At 71.8% G+C, this 20,586-nt stretch carries 15 protein-coding genes and 1 riboswitch; of the genes, 12 read left to right on the forward strand and 3 right to left on the reverse strand.

Annotation, left to right across the window (positions count from 1 at the left end; all coding sequences use genetic code 11):
• Positions 1-69: 69 nt before the first annotated feature.
• The 8 genes from DEJ09_RS17695 (at position 70) to DEJ09_RS17730 (ending at position 9,267) form a co-directional block, all read left to right on the forward strand.
• Complete coding sequence (locus DEJ09_RS17695; RefSeq protein ID WP_071405490.1) at positions 70-1,074, forward strand: aldo/keto reductase family protein; 1,005 nt, start codon at positions 70-72, stop codon at positions 1,072-1,074.
• Between the two features lie 217 nt (positions 1,075-1,291).
• Positions 1,292-1,789, forward strand: coding sequence for a GtrA family protein (locus DEJ09_RS17700; RefSeq protein WP_258320816.1), 498 nt, complete (start codon positions 1,292-1,294; stop codon positions 1,787-1,789).
• A complete protein-coding gene (locus DEJ09_RS17705; RefSeq protein ID WP_111089438.1) occupies positions 1,786-3,291 on the forward strand; it encodes a glycosyltransferase in 1,506 nt (501 codons plus the stop codon). The genes DEJ09_RS17700 and DEJ09_RS17705 overlap by 4 nt, the downstream gene beginning before the upstream one ends.
• Positions 3,288-5,276, forward strand: coding sequence for a glycosyltransferase family 39 protein (locus tag DEJ09_RS17710; RefSeq protein WP_111089439.1), 1,989 nt, complete (start codon positions 3,288-3,290; stop codon positions 5,274-5,276). The genes DEJ09_RS17705 and DEJ09_RS17710 overlap by 4 nt, the downstream gene beginning before the upstream one ends.
• A gap of 371 nt (positions 5,277-5,647) precedes the next feature.
• Complete coding sequence (locus DEJ09_RS17715; RefSeq protein WP_111089440.1) at positions 5,648-6,472, forward strand: DUF4397 domain-containing protein; 825 nt, start codon at positions 5,648-5,650, stop codon at positions 6,470-6,472.
• 99 nt (positions 6,473-6,571) lie between these two features.
• Positions 6,572-7,726 (forward strand): glycosyl hydrolase family 8, encoded by a 1,155-nt coding sequence (locus DEJ09_RS17720; protein ID WP_111089441.1) that lies wholly within the window; start codon positions 6,572-6,574, stop codon positions 7,724-7,726.
• Positions 7,723-8,427: a class F sortase gene (locus tag DEJ09_RS17725; protein WP_181433411.1), complete on the forward strand. Its 705-nt coding sequence runs from the start codon at positions 7,723-7,725 to the stop codon at positions 8,425-8,427. The genes DEJ09_RS17720 and DEJ09_RS17725 overlap by 4 nt, the downstream gene beginning before the upstream one ends.
• Positions 8,428-8,472: 45 nt before the next feature.
• Positions 8,473-9,267: a polyprenol monophosphomannose synthase gene (locus DEJ09_RS17730; protein ID WP_111024970.1), complete on the forward strand. Its 795-nt coding sequence runs from the start codon at positions 8,473-8,475 to the stop codon at positions 9,265-9,267.
• Positions 9,268-9,373: 106 nt separating this feature from the next.
• Here DEJ09_RS17730 and treZ read toward each other — a convergent pair whose 3' ends face one another.
• From treZ to glgX, 3 genes are read right to left on the reverse strand one after another with little or no spacing between them, the layout of a single operon-like run.
• On the reverse strand, positions 9,374-11,128 hold the full coding sequence (gene treZ, locus DEJ09_RS17735; protein WP_111089443.1) for a malto-oligosyltrehalose trehalohydrolase: 1,755 nt from the start codon (positions 11,126-11,128) through the stop codon (positions 9,374-9,376).
• A complete protein-coding gene (gene treY / locus DEJ09_RS17740) occupies positions 11,125-13,626 on the reverse strand; it encodes a malto-oligosyltrehalose synthase (protein ID WP_111089444.1) in 2,502 nt (833 codons plus the stop codon). The genes treZ and treY overlap by 4 nt, the downstream gene beginning before the upstream one ends.
• The gene (glgX, locus tag DEJ09_RS17745; RefSeq protein WP_071405497.1) at positions 13,623-15,854 is read right to left on the reverse strand and encodes a glycogen debranching protein GlgX; all 2,232 of its coding nucleotides are present in this window, start codon (positions 15,852-15,854) and stop codon (positions 13,623-13,625) included. The genes treY and glgX overlap by 4 nt, the downstream gene beginning before the upstream one ends.
• 128 nt (positions 15,855-15,982) lie before the next feature.
• Here glgX and DEJ09_RS17750 point away from each other — a divergent pair, with 128 nt between their 5' ends.
• The 4 genes from DEJ09_RS17750 to DEJ09_RS17765 all read left to right on the forward strand — a co-directional run bounded on the left by DEJ09_RS17750 (position 15,983) and on the right by DEJ09_RS17765 (position 20,384).
• Positions 15,983-16,303: a hypothetical protein gene (locus DEJ09_RS17750; RefSeq protein WP_027464636.1), complete on the forward strand. Its 321-nt coding sequence runs from the start codon at positions 15,983-15,985 to the stop codon at positions 16,301-16,303.
• Between the two features lie 81 nt (positions 16,304-16,384).
• Positions 16,385-16,496: riboswitch (TPP riboswitch) on the forward strand.
• Positions 16,491-17,129, forward strand: a complete 639-nt coding sequence (locus DEJ09_RS17755) for an ECF transporter S component (protein WP_027464637.1) — start codon at positions 16,491-16,493, stop codon at positions 17,127-17,129. (Overlaps the previous riboswitch by 6 nt.)
• Before the next feature lie 2 nt (positions 17,130-17,131).
• Positions 17,132-19,807, forward strand: coding sequence for an ATP-binding cassette domain-containing protein (locus DEJ09_RS18525; protein ID WP_220034956.1), 2,676 nt, complete (start codon positions 17,132-17,134; stop codon positions 19,805-19,807).
• A complete protein-coding gene (locus DEJ09_RS17765; protein ID WP_258373951.1) occupies positions 19,800-20,384 on the forward strand; it encodes an ATP-binding protein in 585 nt (194 codons plus the stop codon). Before DEJ09_RS18525 ends, DEJ09_RS17765 begins: the two co-directional genes overlap by 8 nt.
• Positions 20,385-20,586 lie beyond the last annotated feature (202 nt).

Raw genomic sequence — 20,586 nt, forward strand, 5'->3', positions numbered from 1 at the left:
GCCCCACCCACCCCGACAGGCACTCGCGGGACCCCTCACGTGCGCGCTCACTCCAGTAGCGTCGGGACCATGGAATTCAGGTACCTGGGCAACTCCGGACTCAAGATCTCCGAGATCACCTACGGCAACTGGCTGACGCACGGCTCGCAGGTCGAGAACGACGTCGCCACCCAGTGCGTGCGGGCAGCGCTCGACGCCGGCATCACCACGTTCGACACCGCGGACACGTACGCCAACACCGCCGCCGAGACCGTCCTCGGCGAGGCGCTCAAGGGCGAGCGGCGCCAGTCCCTCGAGGTCTTCACGAAGGTCTACTGGCCGACCGGCCCGAAGGGGCACAACGACGTCGGCCTCAGCCGCAAGCACATCATGGAGTCGATCGACGGCTCGCTCGAGCGACTGCAGACCGACTACGTCGACCTCTACCAGGCACACCGCTACGACTACGAGACCCCCCTCGAAGAGACGATGCAGGCCTTCGCCGACGTCGTCCGTCAGGGCAAGGCGCTCTACATCGGCGTCAGCGAGTGGTCCGCCGAGCAGATCCGCGCCGGTGCCGCACTCGCCAAGGAGCTCGGCTTCCAGCTCATCTCGAACCAGCCGCAGTACTCGATGCTGTGGCGCGTCATCGAGGGTGAGGTCGTCCCCGCCTCGAAGCAGCTCGGCCTGTCGCAGATCGTCTGGTCGCCCATCGCGCAGGGCGTCCTGACCGGCAAGTACAAGCCGGGTCAGCCCCTGCCCGAGGGCTCGCGTGCCACGGACGAGAAGGGCGGCGCGGACATGATCAAGCGGTTCATGCGCGACGAGGTCCTCGAAGCCGTGCAGCGCCTGCAGCCCGTCGCCGACCAGGCCGGCCTCACGCTCGCGCAGCTCGCGATCGCGTGGACCCTGCAGAACGAGAACGTCGCGAGCGCCATCGTCGGCGCCTCGCGTCCGCAGCAGGTCACCGACAACGTGAAGGCCGCCGGCGTCAAGCTCGACGCGGACGCCCTCGCGGCGATCGACGAGGCACTCGGCGACATCCCGGAACGGGACGCGTCGAAGAACGTGTCCCCGTCGTCGCGCCCCGCGTAGACGCAACCGACCGACGGACGGGAGGCCCGGTGCCAGCTGGCACCGGGCCTCCCGTCCGTCGTCCGTGCGCCCCTGACCACCGCAGCTGACGGATCGTCAAGATGAACGGCATGTGTCGCGCATCTGGCAGTGGCCTGGCAAGTCGCGTACCCCGCCCAAACCACCCAGCCACGCCCCCCGAATCGGGGGCATGACCCGAACTCGTACCCCCGTTCTGGTGTCACCCGACACCGGTGCGGTGCGGACCGTGCGCCCTGGCACGGTCCCGCGCCTGCTCGCCACCGCGAGGCAACTCGCGTCGTTCGGCACCATCGGTGCCGTCTGCTTCGTCATCGACCTGGGTGTCTACAACCTGCTCCGCGCCACCGTCATGTCGGACGGTCCCATCGCCGCGAAGATCGTGTCGGCCATCGTGGCGACCTCGGTCGCGTGGCTCGGCAACCGCTTCATCACCTTCCGTTCCCAGCGCCAGACCGGCCGCCGCGAGACCGTCCGCGAGGGGTTGCTCTTCGCTGCCACGAACCTCGTCGGTCTCGGCATCGCCGCTGCCTGCCTGTTCGTCTCGCACTACGTCCTCGGCTTCACGTCCACCCTCGCCGACAACGTCGCCGGCAACGGCGTCGGCCTCGTCCTCGGCACCGCGTTCCGGTTCGCCGCGTACAAGGCCCTCGTCTTCCGGTCCACCGACACACGTCCGAAGGGGTTCCCCGAATGACCATCTCAGCCGTGTTGCTGACGGCCGCAGGGCCGCTGCTCCAGCCCGACGAACGCCCCGGCACGACCGGGGACGTCCCGAACCGCGGGACCACGGACGTGCCGACGGGAGGCTCGGGGCAGCTCCCACAGGCCACCTGGTCGCTGGGCGAGTGGCTCGGCTACTCGACCCTCATCGCCCTCTCCGTGCTGCTCACGATCATCGCGTTGACCACCCTCTGGTGGATGCTGCACGCCTGGCGCTCCCGGGACGCGCTGAAGTCCACCAGCTTCAGCCAGACCCCGCGCCCGGCGGCGCACCGGTTCACGCTCCTGGTGCCCGGTCGGCACGAGCAGGACGTGATGGGGCAGACGCTCGACATGCTCGCGACCCAGGACCACCCCGACTTCGAGATCATCGCGATCGTCGGGGAGGACGACCCGGAGACCGACGCCGTCGTGCGTGCCGCGGCGGCTCGGCACCCCTCCCTGATCAAGGTCGTGGTGGACGACACCCTGCCGAAGAACAAGCCGAAGGCGATGAACCTGGCGCTCCAGCACGCGACGGGCGACATCGTCGGGGTGTTCGACGCCGAGGACGAGGTCTACCCGCGGCTGCTCTCCCTCGTCGACTCGCGGTTCCAGGAGACCGACGCCGACGTGGTGCAGGGCGGCGTCCAGCTGATGAACTTCACGTCGAGCTGGTGGTCGCTCCGGAACGTCCTGGAGTACTACTTCTGGTTCCGCTCGCGCCTGCACTTCCACGCCGGGTCCAAGTTCATCCCGCTCGGGGGCAACACCGTCTTCGTGACGCGCTCCCGCCTGGAGTGGTCGAACGGCTGGGACGCGCACTGCCTCGCCGAGGACTGCGAGCTCGGCGTGCGGCTCTCCGCCGACGGCGCGAAGGTCGTCGTCGCCTACAGCCCCGAGGCCGTCACCCGCGAGGAGACCCCGCCGACCTTCGCCTCGCTGCTCAAGCAGCGCACGCGGTGGAACCAGGGCTTCCTGCAGGTGCTGGGCAAGGGGGAGTGGAAGAAGCTGCCGTCCTTCCGGCAGCGGTTCTTCGCCCGCTACATGCTCACGATGCCGTTCATCCAGGCGGCCACCGGGCTGCTCATCCCGCTGAGCGTCCTGATGATCCTGTTCGTCAAGGTGCCGACGGCGATCGCCCTGGTGTCGTTCATCCCGGTCGCACCGACGCTGATGCTGCTGGCCGTCGAGATCGTCGGGCTGAACGAGTTCGGCCGCCTGTACGGCGAGAAGGTCCGGCTCCGCGACTACGTGCGACTCGTGCTCGGCCTGGTGCCGTACCAGGTGTTCCTCGCCGCCGCGGCGGTCCGGGCAGTCGTCCGGCACGCCAAGGGCCAGAACGGGTGGGAGAAGACCGAGCACACCGGCCAGCACCGCAACGGACAGGTGGTCGGCTTCGCCTCGGACCTGGACGGATCGGGCGCAGCGTCGTCCGCGGGCGCAGCGTCGTCCGATCGTGCGTTCGCCGGCACCACCACGGGAGGCACCCGATGACCGCCAGCATCACCGACACCACGGGCATCCCGATCCGTGGTGGCTCCACCGCCCACCGCACCGGCATCGGGGCGTGGTTCCGCCGGCACGCAGCCAGCCTGACGTGGTTGCTGCCCGTCGTCGCGGTGACCGTGCTCGTCCAGGCCTGGAACATGTCGGGCACACCGCAGCGCATCGACGACGAGGGGACGTACACCGCCCAGGCGTGGGCGATCACGAACCTCGGCGAGCTCACCCACTACACGTACTGGTACGACCACCCGCCGCTCGGATGGATCCAGATCGCCGGGTACACCGGGCTGACCGGGGCGTTCGCGCGCTACCCCTTCGCGGTGGAGGCCGGGCGCGAGGCCATGGTGTTCTTCTCCGCCGTCTCGAGCATCCTGCTGTTCGTCCTGGCCCGGCGGCTCGGTGCCGGACGGATCACGGCGGCCGTGGCCGGACTCGTCTTCGCGCTGTCACCGCTCGCGCTCCAGTACCACCGCACCGTGTACATCGACAACGTCGCGACGCCCTGGCTGCTCGCCGCGTTCGTCCTCGTGCTGAGCCGTCGCCAGCAGCTCGCCGGGTTCGCCGGTGCCGCTGCCTGCCTCGGCATCGCCGTGCTGTCCAAGGAGACCTACCTGCTCGCGCTGCCGTTCCTCATCTGGATGGCCGTGCGTCGCGCCGACAAGAGCACCCGCCGGTACACGCTCAGCGTCGCCGGGGCCGTGCTCGTGCTGATCGGCGGCGGGTACCTGCTGCTCGCCGCGGTGAAGGGCGAACTCGTTCCGGGTGCCGGGCGGGTCAGCCTGTGGGAGGGCGTCACCTACCAGCTCGGTTCGCGCACCGCTTCCGGATCGGTGTTCGACGGGGGCAGCCTGGCGAACGAGGCCGCCGCGCAGTGGTGGGCACTCGACCCGGTGTTCATCGTGCTCGGCTCGGTCGCCGCAGTCGTGGGGCTGTTCCTGCGCCGGGTCCGACCGATCGCCGCGATGCTCGTGTTCCTGCTCGCGGTGATGTTCCGGCCGAACGGGTACCTGCCGGTGCCGTACGTCATCATGCTCATCCCGTTCGCGGCGCTCCTCGTCGCGTACACCGCCGAGCGTGCCGTCCTGACGATCGCCGGTCGGGTCCACACCCGGAGCCGGTTCGGCCCGAGAGCACGGCGCGGCCTCGGCATCACCTGGGCCGTCGTCACGGCTGCGGCGCTCGTCGTCGCGGTGCCGCTGTGGGGGACGCAGCTGCGCGGGTTCCTGCTCGGCAACCTCGACCTGCCCATGCAGCAGGCCGAGCAGTGGGTCGGTGACAACGTGCCGAAGTCCTCGCGTCTGCTGGTCGACGACGCCATGTGGGTCGACCTGGTGGACGACGGCTTCGCCCGGAACAACGTCGTCTGGTACTACAAGCTCGACACCGACGGAGCGGTGGAACGGCAGTCCCCGAACGGCTGGAAGGACTCGGACTACGTCATCACGACGGACTCCATGCGCACCGGCGGCAACTCGTCCACCGACGTGCGGCAGGCGATCGAGAACTCCACGGCCGTCGCGACCTTCGGCACCGGTGACCAGCAGGTCGAGGTCCGCCGGATCCACGCCGAGGGAGCCAGTGCCGCCGAGACCGCGATCACCCGGGCCACCGACGTCCGGAAGACCCTGGGGACCGAGCTCGCCTCGAACCCGGCCCTGCGTGCGGACGACGGCACGAAGTCGCAGTTCCGCGCCGGACAGGTCGACTCGCGGGCGATGATCGCGCTCGGACAGGTGCTCGCCGACCAGGACGTGCGGGTCGACCGGTTCACCCCGCGCACCGGGGAGACCGGCCAGCCGTTCCGCACCGTCGTCCTGCACACGAGCGACGACGCCTCGGCCGCCCGGGTCCTCCGGACCTTCGACGCCATGTCCCAGGCGTTCCGGCCGGACTCGGTGGAGCGCGAGGGAGCACGGCTCACGGTGACGTACGCCCCGGCCGACCCGACGACGACCGCGACGAGCGCCTCGTGACCCCCGATCGCTCGGCCGAGCGGGAGCTGGCCGAGCTGGCGTCCCGCGAGCGGGCAACCCCCGAGCGGGCGTTCCGCGAGCGGGCGAAATGCCCGGAGGGCTCCGGCGTGGACCCTGGCATTTCGCCCGCTCGCCGGGGCGGCCGCGGAACCGTGCTCCGCGAACACGTCGGGGCGGAGCGCCCGCTGGCCGAGCGGGCGAAATGCCCGGAGGGCTCCGGCGTGGACCCCGGCATTCCGCCCGCTCGTCCGGGGGCCCGCACGACCCGCACGACCCGCACGACCCGCACGACCCGCACGGCCCGCACCTCGACACGACACCCGCACGGACACCCGTACGCCAACCGCACCTCGACCCGAAGGAGCACCATCATGACCGCACGCACCACGAACCGCCGCCGCACCGTCGTCGTCGGAGCGCTCGCCGCCACACTCGTCGCCGCGACGGTCGGGCTCGCCGCCCCGCAGACCGCCTCCGCCGCGACGGCCGACCAGGGCTGGCTCCGCGTCGGACACCTGTCGCCGGACACGAAGGGCGTCGACGTCGAACTGTCCAGCCTCGCCGGGGGGAAGACCGTCTTCGAACTCGACGACGTCACCTACGGCCAGGTCAGCCCGTACAAGAAGCTGCCGGTCGGCACCTACGTCCTGTCGATGCGCGCCGCCGATGCCCCGCGTGCCACCCCCGTCATCTCCACCGACGTCACCGTGCAGAAGGGTGCCGCCAGCACCGTCGTCGCCTACGGCAAGAACGACGGGCTGAAGACGACCGCGTTCACCGACGACCTGCAGCAGCCCGGCGACGGCAAGGCGAAGCTCCGGCTCGTCCAGGCCGCCACCACCGCGAAGCGCGTCGACGTGCAGACCTCCGACGGCACCCCCATCGCCGAGGACGCCACCTTCGGCAGCGCCACCAAGTACGCAACGGTCGACGCCGGCAAGTGGTCGCTCGACGTCTCCGGCAGCGGCCAGCGGGGCACCGCCAAGGTCGACCTCGCCGGCAACACGGTCTCGACCCTGTTCGTCCTCGACGACAGCAAGGGCAACCTGACGGTCGTGCCCGTGACGGACGCCGCGGCGACCGCCGCCACCCCGTCCGGCGGCGTGCAGACCGGCGGTGGCGGCTCAGCCGCCGACCGACCGGTGACCGAGGCGGTCCACGCGGCCGTCGCGATGCTCCGTTCGCTGTTCCGCTGACGCCCCGGACTGGAGGCGCGGATCACGTGCGCTGAACGGCCCACGTGATCCGCGCCTCCCCTTCGACCCCCCCCACCATCCCCGGAGAGGCAGGCCAGCATGACCCGCAGGACCTGGATACCGGTCGCCGCAGTGGCGGCGGTGCTCGTCGCCGTCGTCGTCGCGATCGTCGCCGTCCGTCCCTGGTCGTCGAGCACCACGACCGCCGATCGCGGCACGGCGACCCCGACCTCGACCACCGCGCCCGACGGGGCGCGCTCACCGCAGCAGCTGCGGTCGGCGTTCCTGGACCGCTACGTCGAGGGCGGTCGCGTCGTCCGCACCGACCAGGGCGGTGACACCGTCAGCGAGGGGCAGGCGTACGGCTTGCTCATCGCCTACGCGAACGACGACCGTGCACGCTTCGACGCGATCTGGGAGTGGACGAAGGACCACCTGCTCACCGGCGATGACCTGCTGGCGTGGCGGTGGACGTCCGACGCGGGCGTCGCCGACGAGCAGTCCGCGAGCGACGCGGACCTCGACGCCGCGCGGGCCCTCGTGCTCGCGGGGAAGGCCTGGGACGACGACCGGTACACCGCCGCCGGCAAGCGCATCGCGGCGGCGATCCTCCAGCACGAGACGGCCCGGACGGACCTCGGCACGATCCTGCTGCCCGGACCGTGGGCGGATCAGGAGCCCTACAGCTACAACACGTCGTACGCCTCGCCCGCGGCCTTCTCGGTGCTGGCGGACGCCACCGGGGACGACCGCTGGAACGCGCTGAACCGGGGTTCCCGCGCCGTGACGGCCGCCGTGCTGGACGCCACCGACCTGCCCAGCGACTGGTCCCAGGTGCACGCCGACGGATCGGTGGACCCGATGCCGGCCGCCGGTGGCGACGGGCGCGTGCTCTACGGCTACGACGCGATGCGGACGCCGCTCCGGTACGCCGAGGCGTGTTCGGCGTCCGACCGGCAGCTCGCGGCGGCGCTCGCGCCCACGCTCGGACGGACGACGCGGCTCGCCTCGCAGCTCGACCTCGGCGGCACCCCGGTGACGCAGGACACGAACGCGCTGGCCTACACCGCGCGGGCCGCGGCCGAGCAGGCCGCCGGTTCCTCCCGTGCGGCTGCCGCCGACCTCGAGCGGGCCGACCGCACGGCGGCGACCACACCGACCTACTACGGCGACGCCTGGTTGGCCATCGGTTCGACCATGCTGACCTCCGACGTGCTCGGGGGATGCGCCAGCGACGTGGGAGGCGGCTCGTGAGCGGCCGTCGGAGCGCCGGGCGTGTCTCGGCCGTCCGGCACCGAGGCGTGGTGATCGGTGCCGTGGTCGCCGCCGTCGTGGTGGTCGGGGGCGTGGCCGGGGTGGCGGTCGCGTCGACCGTGGGCGGTGGCGCGTCGTCGTCCCCGCCGCAGTCGTCGTCGTCTTCGTCGCAGTCGTCCTCGTCCTCGTCGTCTTCGTCCTCGGGCTCCGGCACCGACGGGTTCCAGGACCCGGCCGCACCCGAGGCCCGCTCGACGGCCACCCCGGTCAGCGTGTCGATCCCGGCCATCGGCGTGCGGTCCTCGCTCGAGGACCTGCACCGCGGTGCTGCCGGAGAACTCGACCCGCCCGTCGACTGGGACAGCGCGGGCTGGTTCAGCGACGGGATCGTCCCCGGCGAGGTCGGCCCCGCCGTCATCGCCGGTCACGTCGACAGCCCGACGAGCGCCGCGGTGTTCTTCCGGCTCGACGAACTGGTCGCCGGCGACGAGGTCCACGTCCGGATGTCCGACGGCACCACCCGCACCTTCACCGTCGACCGTTCCGAACGCGCCGCCAAGTCGGCGTTCCCGACGAGCGACGTCTACGGCCCCACCCCCACCCCGCAACTCCGACTCATCACCTGCGACGGCACGTTCGACACCGCCACCGGGCACTACACGGACAATCTGATCGTGTTCGCAGACCTCTCGTCGGATTGACCCACCAAGCCAGCGATACATTCGACTGCGAGCACGAGGAGCACCATGAGCGAGACCCTGGTCATCATCCCGACCTACGACGAAGCCGAGAACGTCCGGCCGATCGTCGAGCGCACGTTGGCCGCGACCGACGACTCCGTGCACGTGCTCGTCGTCGACGACAACTCACCCGACGGCACCGGCGACATCGCGGACGCGATCGCCCGCGAGACCGGTCGGGTGCACGTCATGCACCGCACCGTCAAGGACGGCCTGGGCGGCGCGTACCTGTCCGGCTTCGCGTGGGGCCTGGAACACGGCTACGCCAAGCTCGTCGAGATGGACGCCGACGGCTCCCACCACCCCGAGTACCTGCCCTGGATGCTCGAGCTCGCCGACTCGAACGACCTGGTGCTCGGCTCCCGGTGGATCAAGGGCGGCAAGGTCGAGAACTGGCCCTGGTACCGCCTCCTGCTCTCCCGTGGCGGCAACCTGTACACGCGTCTCGCTCTGGGCATCGCGGTGCGCGACGCGACCGGCGGGTTCCGGGTGTTCACCTCGCGGGCGTTCGAGCGGATCGACCTCGCCGGGGTCGCGTCGAAGGGGTACTGCTTCCAGGTGGACCTGTGCTGGCGTGCCCTCGAGGCGGGTCTGCGGGTCGTGGAGACCCCGATCACGTTCACCGAGCGGGAGTTCGGCGTCTCGAAGATGAGCGGCAACATCGTGCGCGAGAGCCTGGCACTCGTGACGAAGTGGGGCATCGACCGCCGGATCCGCGAGACCCGCTCCCTGGTGAAGGACCACCGCAAGCTGCCGTCCGTGCGGAAGAACGCGCACGCGGTCGCCGACCACGCGGGCTGACGCCGGGGACACGCGAGCGCCTGAGCACACGAACGGCGACGGACCCAGTGGGTTCGTCGCCGTTCGTGTGTGCTGCCAGCGGGTGGCTCGCGCAGCCCGCGGTCGGCTAGCGCAGCACGACCACGCCGCGGCCGCGGAACCGGACGACGCCGGCATCGACCTCGGTCGCGCCGAACCCGTAGAGCTCCTCGCCCACGGCGTCGGGCACCGGGACCTCGGCTGCGTCGTCCGCGAAGTTCACCACGACGTGCACCGGTGCCACGTCGGGGCCGAGCAGCCCGCGGGTGAGCACCAGCCAGCGGCGGTCCTCGCTGAAGCGGACGGCGTTCGCCTCGTAGCGGTGGTCGACGAACGCCTGGTCGGTGCGCCGCAGGGCGATGAGCACCCGGTAGGCACGCAGGATCGCCGCGCCGCGCTCCGAGCTGACGTCGGCCCAGTCGAGCTTGGAGTTGGTGAACGTCGTCGGGTCCTGCGGGTCCGGCACCGCTGACTCGTCCCACCCGTGCTCGGCGAACTCCGCGATGCGCCCCTCGGCGGTGGCCTTGCCGAGCTCGGGCTCCGGGTGCGAGGTGAAGAACTGCCACGGCGTCGAGGCCGCGAACTCCTCGCCCATGAACAGCATCGGCGTGAACGGCCCGAGCAGGGTCAGGGCCGCGGCGATCACGAGCCCCTCGTCGTCGAGCGTCGCGGCGAGCCGGTCGCCGGCGGCGCGGTTGCCGATCTGGTCGTGGTTCTGGTTCGCGACGACCAGGGCCGTCACGGGGGAGGTCCCGCGGTCGATCGGCCGGCCGTGCCGCTTGCCGCGGAACGACGACCAGGTGCCGTCGTGGAAGAAGCCGTCCTCGAGCACCTTCGCCAGCGCCGACAGCGGGGCGAAGTCGGCGTAGTAGCCGTTCGTCTCGCCGGTGAGTGCCACGTGCACGGCGTGGTGGAAGTCGTCCGACCACTGCCCGGCGAGGCCGTACCCGGCGGCCTCGCGCGGCCGGAACATCACCGGGTCGTTGAGGTCGGACTCCGCGATGAGCGACAGCGGACGACCGATGAAGGACGAGTAGGCGTCGGTCTCGTCGGCCATCGACGCGAGCACGTGCGGACGGGTGGTGTCGCGGATCGCGTGCACGGCGTCGAGCCGCAGCCCGTCGACGTGGTGGTCGCGGAACCACATGCGCACGTTGTCGAGCACGTACCGGCGGACCTCGGGGTGCTCGACGTTCACCGAGTCACCCCAGGTGTTGCCGAGCCCGGCCAGCAGGTACGGGCCGTACAGCGGCAGGTAGTTGCCGCTCGGTCCGAGGTGGTTGTAGACGACGTCCTGGATGACCCCGAGCCCCAGCGCGTGCGCCGTGTCGACGAACCGGTCGTAGGCGTCCGGGCCGCCGTACGGGGCGTGCACGGAGAACCAGCCGACACCGTCGTAGCCCCAGTTCCACTCGCCGTTCACGGCGTTGACGGGGAGCAGCTCGACGAACTCGACCCCGAGCTCGACCAGGTGGTCCAGCTTCTGGGCGGCGGCGTCGAGCGTGCCCTCGGGCGTGTAGGTGCCGATGTGCATCTCGTAGATCACGGCGCCGCGGGCCGGGCGTCCGGTCCACGACTCGTCGGTCCACGCGAACCGTGCGGGGTCGACGACCTCGGACGGGCCGTGCACGCCCTCGGGCTGGTACCGGCTGCGCGGGTCCGGTCGGACCGCGTCGTCGTCGCCGATGCGGAACCCGTAGCGTGCGCCGACGACCGGCATCACGGCGTCGGTGGACCACCAGTCGTCGTCGCCCTTGGTGAGCGGGTACTCGACGTCGTCGACGACGAGCCGGACCCGGTCCGGCTCGGGCGCCCAGACGGCGTAACGGTCGGGTGCGGTCATGCGTGACCCTCCAGGATGTCGATCTCGGCCTGCGCGTCGGTCTCGGTGGCGTCCGTCGTGCGGTCGGCGGCGGGCCGGGAGGCACCGCTCGCGTCGGACACGGCGGCCACCGCGTCGGCGTGGCCGGCTGCACCGACCGCGTCGGCGGGCACGAGGAGCGCGACCGGGTAGGTGGTGAGCAGGTCGGCCAGCGGGATCCCGCGGTCGGCGGGGACGTGTCGGCCGGTGAGCAGGTCGATGCGCTCGACGGGGACGGCGTGCACCAGTGTGTCGCCCCAGCCGCCGACCCGGTCGAGGCCGATCGGCAGACGCGTCGCGATCGTCACGGCACCGCCGCGGTCGAACGCGATGACGTGGTCGGCCGCGCTGCCGGTGGCCTCGAGCTCCAGGTACCGGGTGAACAGCTCCGGGTGGTCCCGACGGATGCGCAGTGCGCGGGTCGTGACCAGGAGTTTCGCGGCACCGTCGATGCCGATGGCCGGCAGGTCTTCGGGACCGTCGTCGTCCGGGCCGTCGAGTTCGGCGAGCACGTGGCGCCGCTCGGCGTAGTCGACCGGACGACGGTTGTCGGGGTCGACGAGCGAACGGTCCCAGAACTCGGTGCCCTGGTAGACGTCGGGGACGCCCGGGGCGGTGAGCTGGACGAGCTTCTGGGCGAGACCGTTCGACCACCCCGCGGCGTCGATCTGCTCGTCGAGGGCGTCGAGCACGGCGACCACGTCCGGGTCGTCGAACGCAGCGTCGACGATCGCGTGCATCTGCTGCTCGAACGCCTCGTCGGGCTCGGTCCAGGTGGTGCTGTCACCGGCTTCGCGGGAGGCCTTCTCGGCGTACGCGTGCAGACGCTCACGGCTGGCGGGCCGGGCGCCGACGATCGCCTGCCAGAGCAGGTCGGCGAACACGCGGTCCTGCAACGGCACGAGCGACTGCAGACGCTCGAGCGTGGCGGCCCACTCGTCGCCGAGCTCGGCCAGCACGGCGATGCGGGCGCGGGTGTCCTCGCTGCGCTTGGTGTCGTGGGTGGTGAGCGTCGTCATGGTGTGCGGCCAGCTGCCGAGCCGTTCGCGCTGTGCCTGGTGGAAGTCCGCCACCGAGACCGCGAAGACGCTCGGGTCGCCGCCGACCTCGCTCAGGGACGACAGGCGCGAGGTGCGGTAGAACGCCGTGTCCTCGACGCCCTTCGCCATCACCATGCCGCTGGTCTGCTGCAGGCGGACCGCCGCGGCGTTCGTCGGGTCGACGAGTGCCGGTGCGATCCGGTCGATGACGTCGTCGAGGTCCGGGCGGGCCTCGGCGGCGCGCTCGAGCGCGGTGATGAGGTGGTGGGCGCCCTCGGGCAGGTACGTGCGGTACACGTCGAACGAGGCCACGATCTCGGCGACCGCGTCGACGATCCGCTCGTGCGTGATCGTCTCCGTCGCGGCGCTCGGAGCGAGCAGGCGTGCGAGCCGCTCGACCTCGCTGCCGAGGATGCCGTCCGCGATGCCCCGTCGGGTGTCGTGCGTGAGCTGCTGCCAGTCGGTCGGCTCGGCGCCCGACGCCGCGGTCAGCGCCTGCTCGCCCGCGGGGTCGACGAACACGCGGTCGAGCACCCCGAGGGCGTCGTACCCGGTGGTGCCGTCGACCGGCCACGAGCTCGGCAGCTGCTCGCCGGGCTCGAGGATCTTCTCGACGAGGGTGTAGGCCCCGCCGGTCAGCTCCGCCAGGTCCTGCAGGTAGCCCGCCGGGTCGTACAGCCCGTCCGGGTGGTCGATGCGCAGGCCGTCGACGAGCCCGTCGCGGAACCAGCCGCCGATGACCCCGTGCGAGGCCGCGAAGACCTCGGGCTCCTCGACCCGGATCGCCGCGAGGGTGTTCACCGCGAAGAACCGGCGGTAGTTCAGGTCGTGGTCGGCACGCTTCCAGTGCACGAACGCGTAGTGCTGGCGGTCGTGGACGGTCTCGACGGTGCCGCCGTCGTGCACCGTCCCGGGTGCGGTGGGGTAGGCGGTCTCGCCGACGCGGAGCACCGGACGCTCGGCGTCGGACGTGTCGAGCGTGACCGCCTCGAGCAGCCGGTCGTCGAGCACGGGGACCCGGAGCTTGCCGTCGCCGGCTTCCCAGTCCACGTCGAAGGCCCAGGCCACGGGCGAGCCCTGCCCGAGTTCGAGCAGGGACCACCACCACGGGTTCGACTCGGGGGTCGCGACGCCGACGTGGTTGGGCACCACGTCGACGATGACCCCGAGGCCGACGGCGTGCGCGGCCTCGGCCAACGCCCGCATCGCCTGGTCGCCACCGCGGTCGGTGTCGACCCGCGTGTGGTCGACCACGTCGTAGCCGTGGTTCGACCCGGACTCGGCCTGCAGCACCGGCGACAGGTACAGCCAGTCGGCGCCGAGGTCGTGCACGTATTCGACCAGGTCGCGTGCGGCGTCGAGGTCGAAGTCGGCCGAGACCTGCAGCCGGTAGGTCGACGCGGGGACGCGGTTCGCGGCGCCGGGCGTTCCGGCGGTCATCGGGCGGTTCCGCTCGGTGCGGTGGAACCGGCCGGGTTCACCGGGGTGACGGCGTCCTGCGGGGCGTCCGGTTCGGGGGCGCCGTCCTGCTCGGCGTCGACCGGGGTGCTGGTGACCTCGTGGTCGGGCTCGGCACGCAGCACGATCATCGACCGGGCGGGGACGTCGAGCGGGGTACCCGCGTCGAGCACCTCGTCGCGGGCACCGGGGTCGGCGGTGTCGATCCGGACGGTCCAGCCCGGGGAGTACTCCTCGGGTGGGAGCGTGAAGGTCACGACGTCGTCGTGGGCGTTGAAGTACGTGATGAAGCCGACGTCGGTGACGCGCTCACCACGGGCGTCGCGTCCGCGGATGCCCTCGCCGTTCAGGTACATGCCGACGCTCTTGCCGAAGCCGGAGTCCCAGTCCTCGGGGTCCATGGCGTCACCCGAGGGGGTCAGCCAGACCACGTCGGGCAGCGGCTCGCCCTCGCCACGACGAACCGGACGGCCGTTGAAGTACCGGGTCCGGCGGAACGTGGGGTGGTCGTGCCGCAGCTTCACCACGTCGGCGGTGAACTGGATGAGGTCTTCGTCCGCGCTGTCCCAGTCGATCCAGCTGAGCTCGGAGTCCTGCGCGTAGACGTTGTTGTTGCCGGACTGCGACCGGCCGAGCTCGTCGCCGTGCGCGATCATCGGCACACCCTGGCTCAGGAGCAGGGTCGCCAGGAAGTTCCGGCGACGCTGCAGCCGCAGGGCGTTCACGGCCTCGTCGTCGGTCGGGCCCTCGGCCCCGGAGTTCCACGACCGGTTGTGGCTCTCGCCGTCGTTGTTGTCCTCGCCGTTGGCCTCGTTGTGCTTCTCGTTGTAGGCCACCAGGTCGTACAGCGTGAAGCCGTCGTGCGCGGTGATGAAGTTGATGCTCGCCTTGGGCGTGCGGCCGTCGTGCTCGTACAGGTCGGCCGAGCCGGAGATCCGCGAGGCGAACTCACCGAGCGTCGACGACTCACCACGCCAGAAGTCACGGACGGTGTCGCGGTACTTGCCGTTCCACTCGGACCACTGGGGCGGGAAGTTGCCGACCTGGTAGCCACCGGGGCCGACGTCCCACGGCTCGGCGATCAGCTTGACCTGCGACACGATCGGGTCCTGCTGCACCAGTTCGAAGAAGGCCGACAGCCGGTCGACCTCGTAGAACTCGCGGGCCAGTGCCGAGGCGAGGTCGAAGCGGAACCCGTCGACGTGCATCTCGGTCACCCAGTAGCGGAGCGAGTCGAGGATGAGCTGCAGCGAGTGCGGGTGCCCGACGTTGAGCGAGTTCCCCGTGCCCGTGTAGTCCATGTAGAACTTCTTGTCGTCATCGACCAGGCGGTAGTAGGCCGCGTTGTCGATGCCGCGGAACGACAGCGTCGGGCCGAGGTGGTTGCCCTCGGCGGTGTGGTTGTAGACGACGTCGAGGACGACCTCGATGCCGGCGCGGTGCAGCTCGCGCACCATCGTCTTGAACTCCTGGACCTGCTGGCCCTGGTCGCCCGACGACGAGTACGCCGAGTGCGGCGCGAAGAAACCGATGGTGTTGTAGCCCCAGTAGTTCGACAGCCCCTTGTCCTGCAGGGTCGAGTCGTTCACGAACTGGTGCACCGGCATGAGCTCGAGCGTGGTGATGCCGAGGCGCTGCAGGTGCTCGATGACCGCGGGGTGGGCGACGCCGGCGTAGGTGCCGCGCTGCTCTTCCGGCACGTCCGGGTGGGTCTCGGTGAGCCCCTTGACGTGCGCTTCGTAGATGACGGTCTCGCCGTACGGCGTGCGCGGCGGGCGATCCCCCTGCCAGTCGAAGAAGGGGTTGATCACGACGCCCTTCATCATGTGCGACGCGGAGTCCTCGTCGTTGGTCGAGTCCGGGTCGCCGAAGGTGTACGAGAAGAGCGACTGGTCCCAGTCGATCTCGCCGCTCGTCGCCTTGGCGTAGGGGTCGAGCAGGAGCTTCGACGGGTTGCAGCGCGCGCCGGAGTCCGGGTCGTACGGGCCGTGCACGCGGAAGCCGTACTCCTGCCCGGGGCCGATGTTGGGGAGGTACGCGTGCCAGACGTAGGCGTCCACCTCGAGCAAGCGGACGCATTCTTCGTTGCCGTCGGAATCGAACAGACAGAGTTCGACGCGCTCGGCGACCTCGGAGAACAGCGCGAAGTTCGTGCCGCTCCCGTCGTAGGTCGCCCCGAGCGGGTACGGGTTTCCGGGCCAGGTGTGCAAACGGTCCTCCAGGTGTGGGTGCGGCCAACATATCGGCGGCGCTCGTCCGCGTCCGCAGACAAGCCCCAGCTGTGGATGCGTGATGCGCCCCGCGGCCTGTGGAGGAACGGACGAGTAGCGTCGCGCGCATGGCCAACATCGTCTCGAAGATCGCAGACCAGGTCCGCCCGCTCGGGGTCTCCACGAACTACGGAGAACCCGTCGAGGTCGGCGACCAGACCCTCATCCCCGTGTCCGTCAGCTGGTTCGGCTTCGGCGGCGGCGGAGACGACGAGAACGGTGGCGGCGGTGGCGGCGGCCTGTCGGCCCCCGTCGGCGCCTACGTCCGCCGTCCGGGCAAGGACCTCGTGTTCGAGCCGAACCCGATCTCGCTGATCGTCGTGGGCATCCCCTTCGTGTGGGTGGCCGGGCGTGTCCTCCGCAAGCTGGTGCGCGCGCTCAAGAAGTGACCACCTGACGGACTGGAGGCCCGTGGCGACGCCGCCACGGGCCTCCAGTCCGTCACGCGGTCGCGACCGCGTCTAGACTGCTGGCACACACACGGGAGTCCGGGACCGCCGGGCTGAGAGGGAGCGATCGGCGCTCCGACCGTCGAACCTGATCCGGATCATGCCGGCGCAGGGAGGAGTCAGCAGCATGCCTTCAGGCACGTCCACAACCGTCACCACCGCTCCGCGGCGATCGCTGCGTTGGCGGGTCGTCGACATCGTCGTCGCGAGTGTCCTCGCGGTGGCCCTCGGAGTCGTCTTCCGGCTCTGGGAGTTCGGCTACGAACCCATCAGCGCCGTCATGGACCTCGTGCTCCCCGGCACCAAGGCCCTGTTCGGCGGGGTCTGGCTGCTCGCCGGCCCGATCGTCGCGATCGTCGTCCGCAAGCCCGGCGCCGCGCTCTACGGCGAGATGGTCGCCGCCTCGGTCGAGGCGTTGTTCGGCACCCAGTGGGGATGGCTCACGCTCGAGGCCGGGCTCGTCCAGGGCCTCGGCGCCGAGATCGTCCTCGCGCTGTTCCTGTACCGCGTCTACCGCCTGCCGGTCGTCGTGCTCGCCGGTGCCGCGGCCGGACTCGCACTCGGCATCAACGACACCGTCCTCTGGTACCCGGGGCTCGACGTCGCCTTCAAGGTCGTGTACGTGATCTGTGCGGTCATCTCCGGTGCCGTGATCGCGGGGGCGGGCTCGTGGCTCATCGTCCGGGCACTCGCCCGTACCGGGGTGCTGTCGTCCTTCGCGGCCGGCCGCGAGCACAGCCGTCGCGAGCCCCGCGCCCTGGTGTGACCGTGCCCGCTCCGTCGGCGGCGTCCCCTTCCACCGGCGGCGACGCCGGCGCAGGTGCCGGCGTCCGCGGGGCGCGCATCGCGTTCCGTGGCTGGGGCTGGCGGTACCCGGAGCGCGACGCCTGGGCCGTCCGTGACGTCGACCTGACCGTCGAGCCGGGGGAGCGGGTCGCCGTCGTCGGGCCGTCCGGTGCCGGCAAGTCGACGCTCCTGCGAGCGGTCGCCGGCGTGCTGCCCGACGAGCCCGACGCCACCGACGACACCGCTGCTTCGGTGCAGGGGACACTCCTGGTCGACGAGGCCGACCCCCGCGCGGTCCGCGGGCGTGTCGGTCTCGTCATGCAGGACCCCGAGGCGCACACGGTGATGTCCCGGGTCGGCGACGACGTGGCCTTCGGCTGCGAGAACGCCGGCGTCCCTCGTGACGAGACCTGGGACCGGGTGCGGACGGCGCTCGACGTCGTCGGGCTCGACCTGCCGCTCGACCGCTCCACCGCGCAGCTGTCCGGTGGGCAGCGGCAGCGGTTGGCGCTCGCGGGCGTGCTCGCGATGCGGCCGGGTGCGCTCGTGCTCGACGAACCCTGCGCGAACCTCGACCCGGACGGCGTGGCGCAGGTGCACGACGCCGTCCGGGCACTGCTCGACGAGACCGGGGCGACGCTGCTCGTGGTGGAGCACCGGATCGGCACCTGGCTGGACCTGGTCGATCGGCTCGTGCTGCTCGAACCGGGTGGCGGCGTGGTCGCGGACGGTCCGCCGTCCCGGGTGCTGGCGGACCACGGCGAGGCGCTCACGGCGGCCGGGGTCTGGGTGCCCGGTGTTGAGCCGGAGCGCGGTTCTGCCCGGCTGCTGCGGCGTGCGCGCGGACGAGCGGGCGAAATGCCCGGGGCGTCCGGCGGAGCGACCGCGGCATTCCGCCCGCTCGGCGCAGGGGAGTCCGGCGCGGGGGCGCGGGAGATGACGTCGGCGGGACGAACGGGCGAAATGCCCGGGTTGTCCGGTGGGCCGACCGCGGCATTCCGCCCGCTCGGCGAGGGGGAGCTCGGCGAGGGGGAGCCCGGCGAGGAGGGCAGCGCGGGGGAGCGTGACCAGGGGGCAGCGGTACTGCTCGACGCCCGGGGGCTCGGCACGGCACGGGGGAAGCAACCGGTCGGGAACGGCATCGATCTCGGGCTCCGGGCCGGGCAGGTCCTCGCCGTCACCGGACCGAACGGCGTCGGCAAGTCGACGCTCGGGCTGACCCTCGCGGGCTTGCTCCCACCGGCCGCCGGCGAGCTCGACGCCACGGACGCCCTCGCCGACGGCATCGGCACAGCGCCGCATGCCTGGACGAGCCGGGAACTCGCCGCCCGGATCGGCACGGTGTTCCAGGACCCCGAGCACCAGTTCGTCGCCCGCTCCGTCCGCGAGGAGATCGAGGCCGGCCCCCGAGCACTCGATGCGCCGGACGCCGCCGAACGAGCCACCGCGCTGCTCGACGAGTTCGGGCTCGCACACCTGACCGACGCCAACCCCTTCACCCTGTCCGGGGGCGAACAACGACGGCTCGCGATCGCCTCGGTCATCGCGGCCCGGCCGCCGGTCGTCGTGCTCGACGAGCCGACCTCCGGGCAGGACCGTGCCACGTGGCAGGCCGTCGTCGAGCGGCTCGGGGCCCTCGCCGACGCCGGCACCGCGGTGGTGGCGGTCACCCACGACCGCGATCTCGTCCGGGCACTCGACGCCGACGAGGTCGTGCTCGGGCCGGACGGCGCCCGGACCGTCGGGCGTGACCAGGGGCCGTCGAACGCGACCATCCCGGAGACCGGGCCGACAGTCGGAACCCAGCCCGGGCCTCCAGACCGGATCGACACGGCCGACCGGACGGACGCGTCGGACGCGGCGGACGGAACCGACCGGACGAACCCCCTGCGACGACCGCTGCCGGCCCGCGCGACCGGCATCCCCGGTGTCCAGCCGGTCGCGTCGCTGATCGGTGTGCTCGCCCTCGGCGTCTGCCTGGTGCTCAGCCTCGACGTCGTCTCCGCCGCCGTCGCCCTGGCGCTCGAACTCGCACTCCTGCCGCTCCTGCGCCTGCCGGTCCGGACCCTGCTGCTCCGACTCGCACCGGTGCTCCTCGCGGTGCCGCTGACGGCGGTGAGCATCGCGCTGTACGGCAGGCCCTCGGGTCGGGAGTGGTTCGACCTCGGGTTCGCACACGTCACCGACGGGTCACTGACGCTCGCGTTGGCGACGGCGCTCCGGGTCCTCGCGGTGGGGGTGCCAGCCATCGCGCTCTTCGTGCGGGTCGACCCGACCGACCTGGCCGACGGGCTCGCGCAGGTGCTCCGGCTGCCCGCGCGCTTCGTGCTCGGCGCGCTCGCCGCTGTCCGGATGATGACCTTGCTCGTCGACGACTGGCGACAGCTCGCGATGGCGCGACGCGCGCGAGGACTGGCCGACTCCGGACGGCTCCGCCGCGGGGCGACGATGGCGTTCGCGCTGCTCGTGCTCGCGCTGCGGCGTGCGACGACGTTGGCGGTGGCGATGGAGTCACGGGGGTTCGGTGCTCCCGGACGGCGGACCTGGGCGCGGGTCGCACGGTTCGCCGGGCCGGAGTGGGCGATGGTGGCGGCGCTGGTCGGCATCGGCGCGGTGTCGATCGCGGTCGCGGTGAGCGTGGGGACGTGGCGTGCCTGACGCGACGCCTGCAGCCGGCACGACGGCCGCGACGCGCGCGACGGGCACCACCGCCGGTGACCTCGCCCCCGGTCTGGCCGCTGCTGCTGCCGGTGTCGCCGCTGCCACGGGCCGGCGCGCCGTCGTGCTCATCGACGGCCGGTCCGGCACGGGCAAGACCACCCTCGGAGCACAGGTCGCGGAGAAGCTCGGCGCGCAGCTCGTGCACCTGGACGACCTGTACCCGGGGTGGGACGGCCTGCGTGCGGCTGCCGATGCCGTGGTGACGGACGTCCTCGGAGCGCCGAGCGGGTACCGACGCTGGGACTGGGCGGCCGATGCGCCCGCGGACTGGGCGTCGGTGGACCCCGACCTGCCGATCGTGGTCGAGGGGTGCGGTGCGTTGTCGCGGGCGTCGGCACCGCTGGCGTCGCTGCGGGTGTGGCTCGAGGCCGACGACGCCGTGCGGTGGGACCGGGCGATCGGCCGCGACGGCGAGGTCTTCGCGCGCGAGTGGGACCGCTGGGCCGCGCAGGAGCAGGCCTTCATCGCCGCCGAGGACCCGGCTGCCCTGGCCGACGTGGTCCTGCCGACGTAGCGCGCGGCGGGCCCGCGGCGCCGCACCGCGGCGGCCGACGGCCCGCGGCGCAGGCCGGTGGCGAGCATCAAGGTTTCGCGCTCAGCGACACCTCACGGCCTCCGGAAGGCGAGAACTGTCGCCCAGCGCGAAACCTCAGCGCGCAGAGCCCGCGCCCGCACCCGTGCCCGCGCCCGCGCCCTGTCTCTTATACACATCTCCG

The sequence above is a fragment of the Curtobacterium sp. MCLR17_055 genome, assembly GCF_003234305.1.
GTDB lineage: Bacteria > Actinomycetota > Actinomycetes > Actinomycetales > Microbacteriaceae > Curtobacterium > Curtobacterium flaccumfaciens.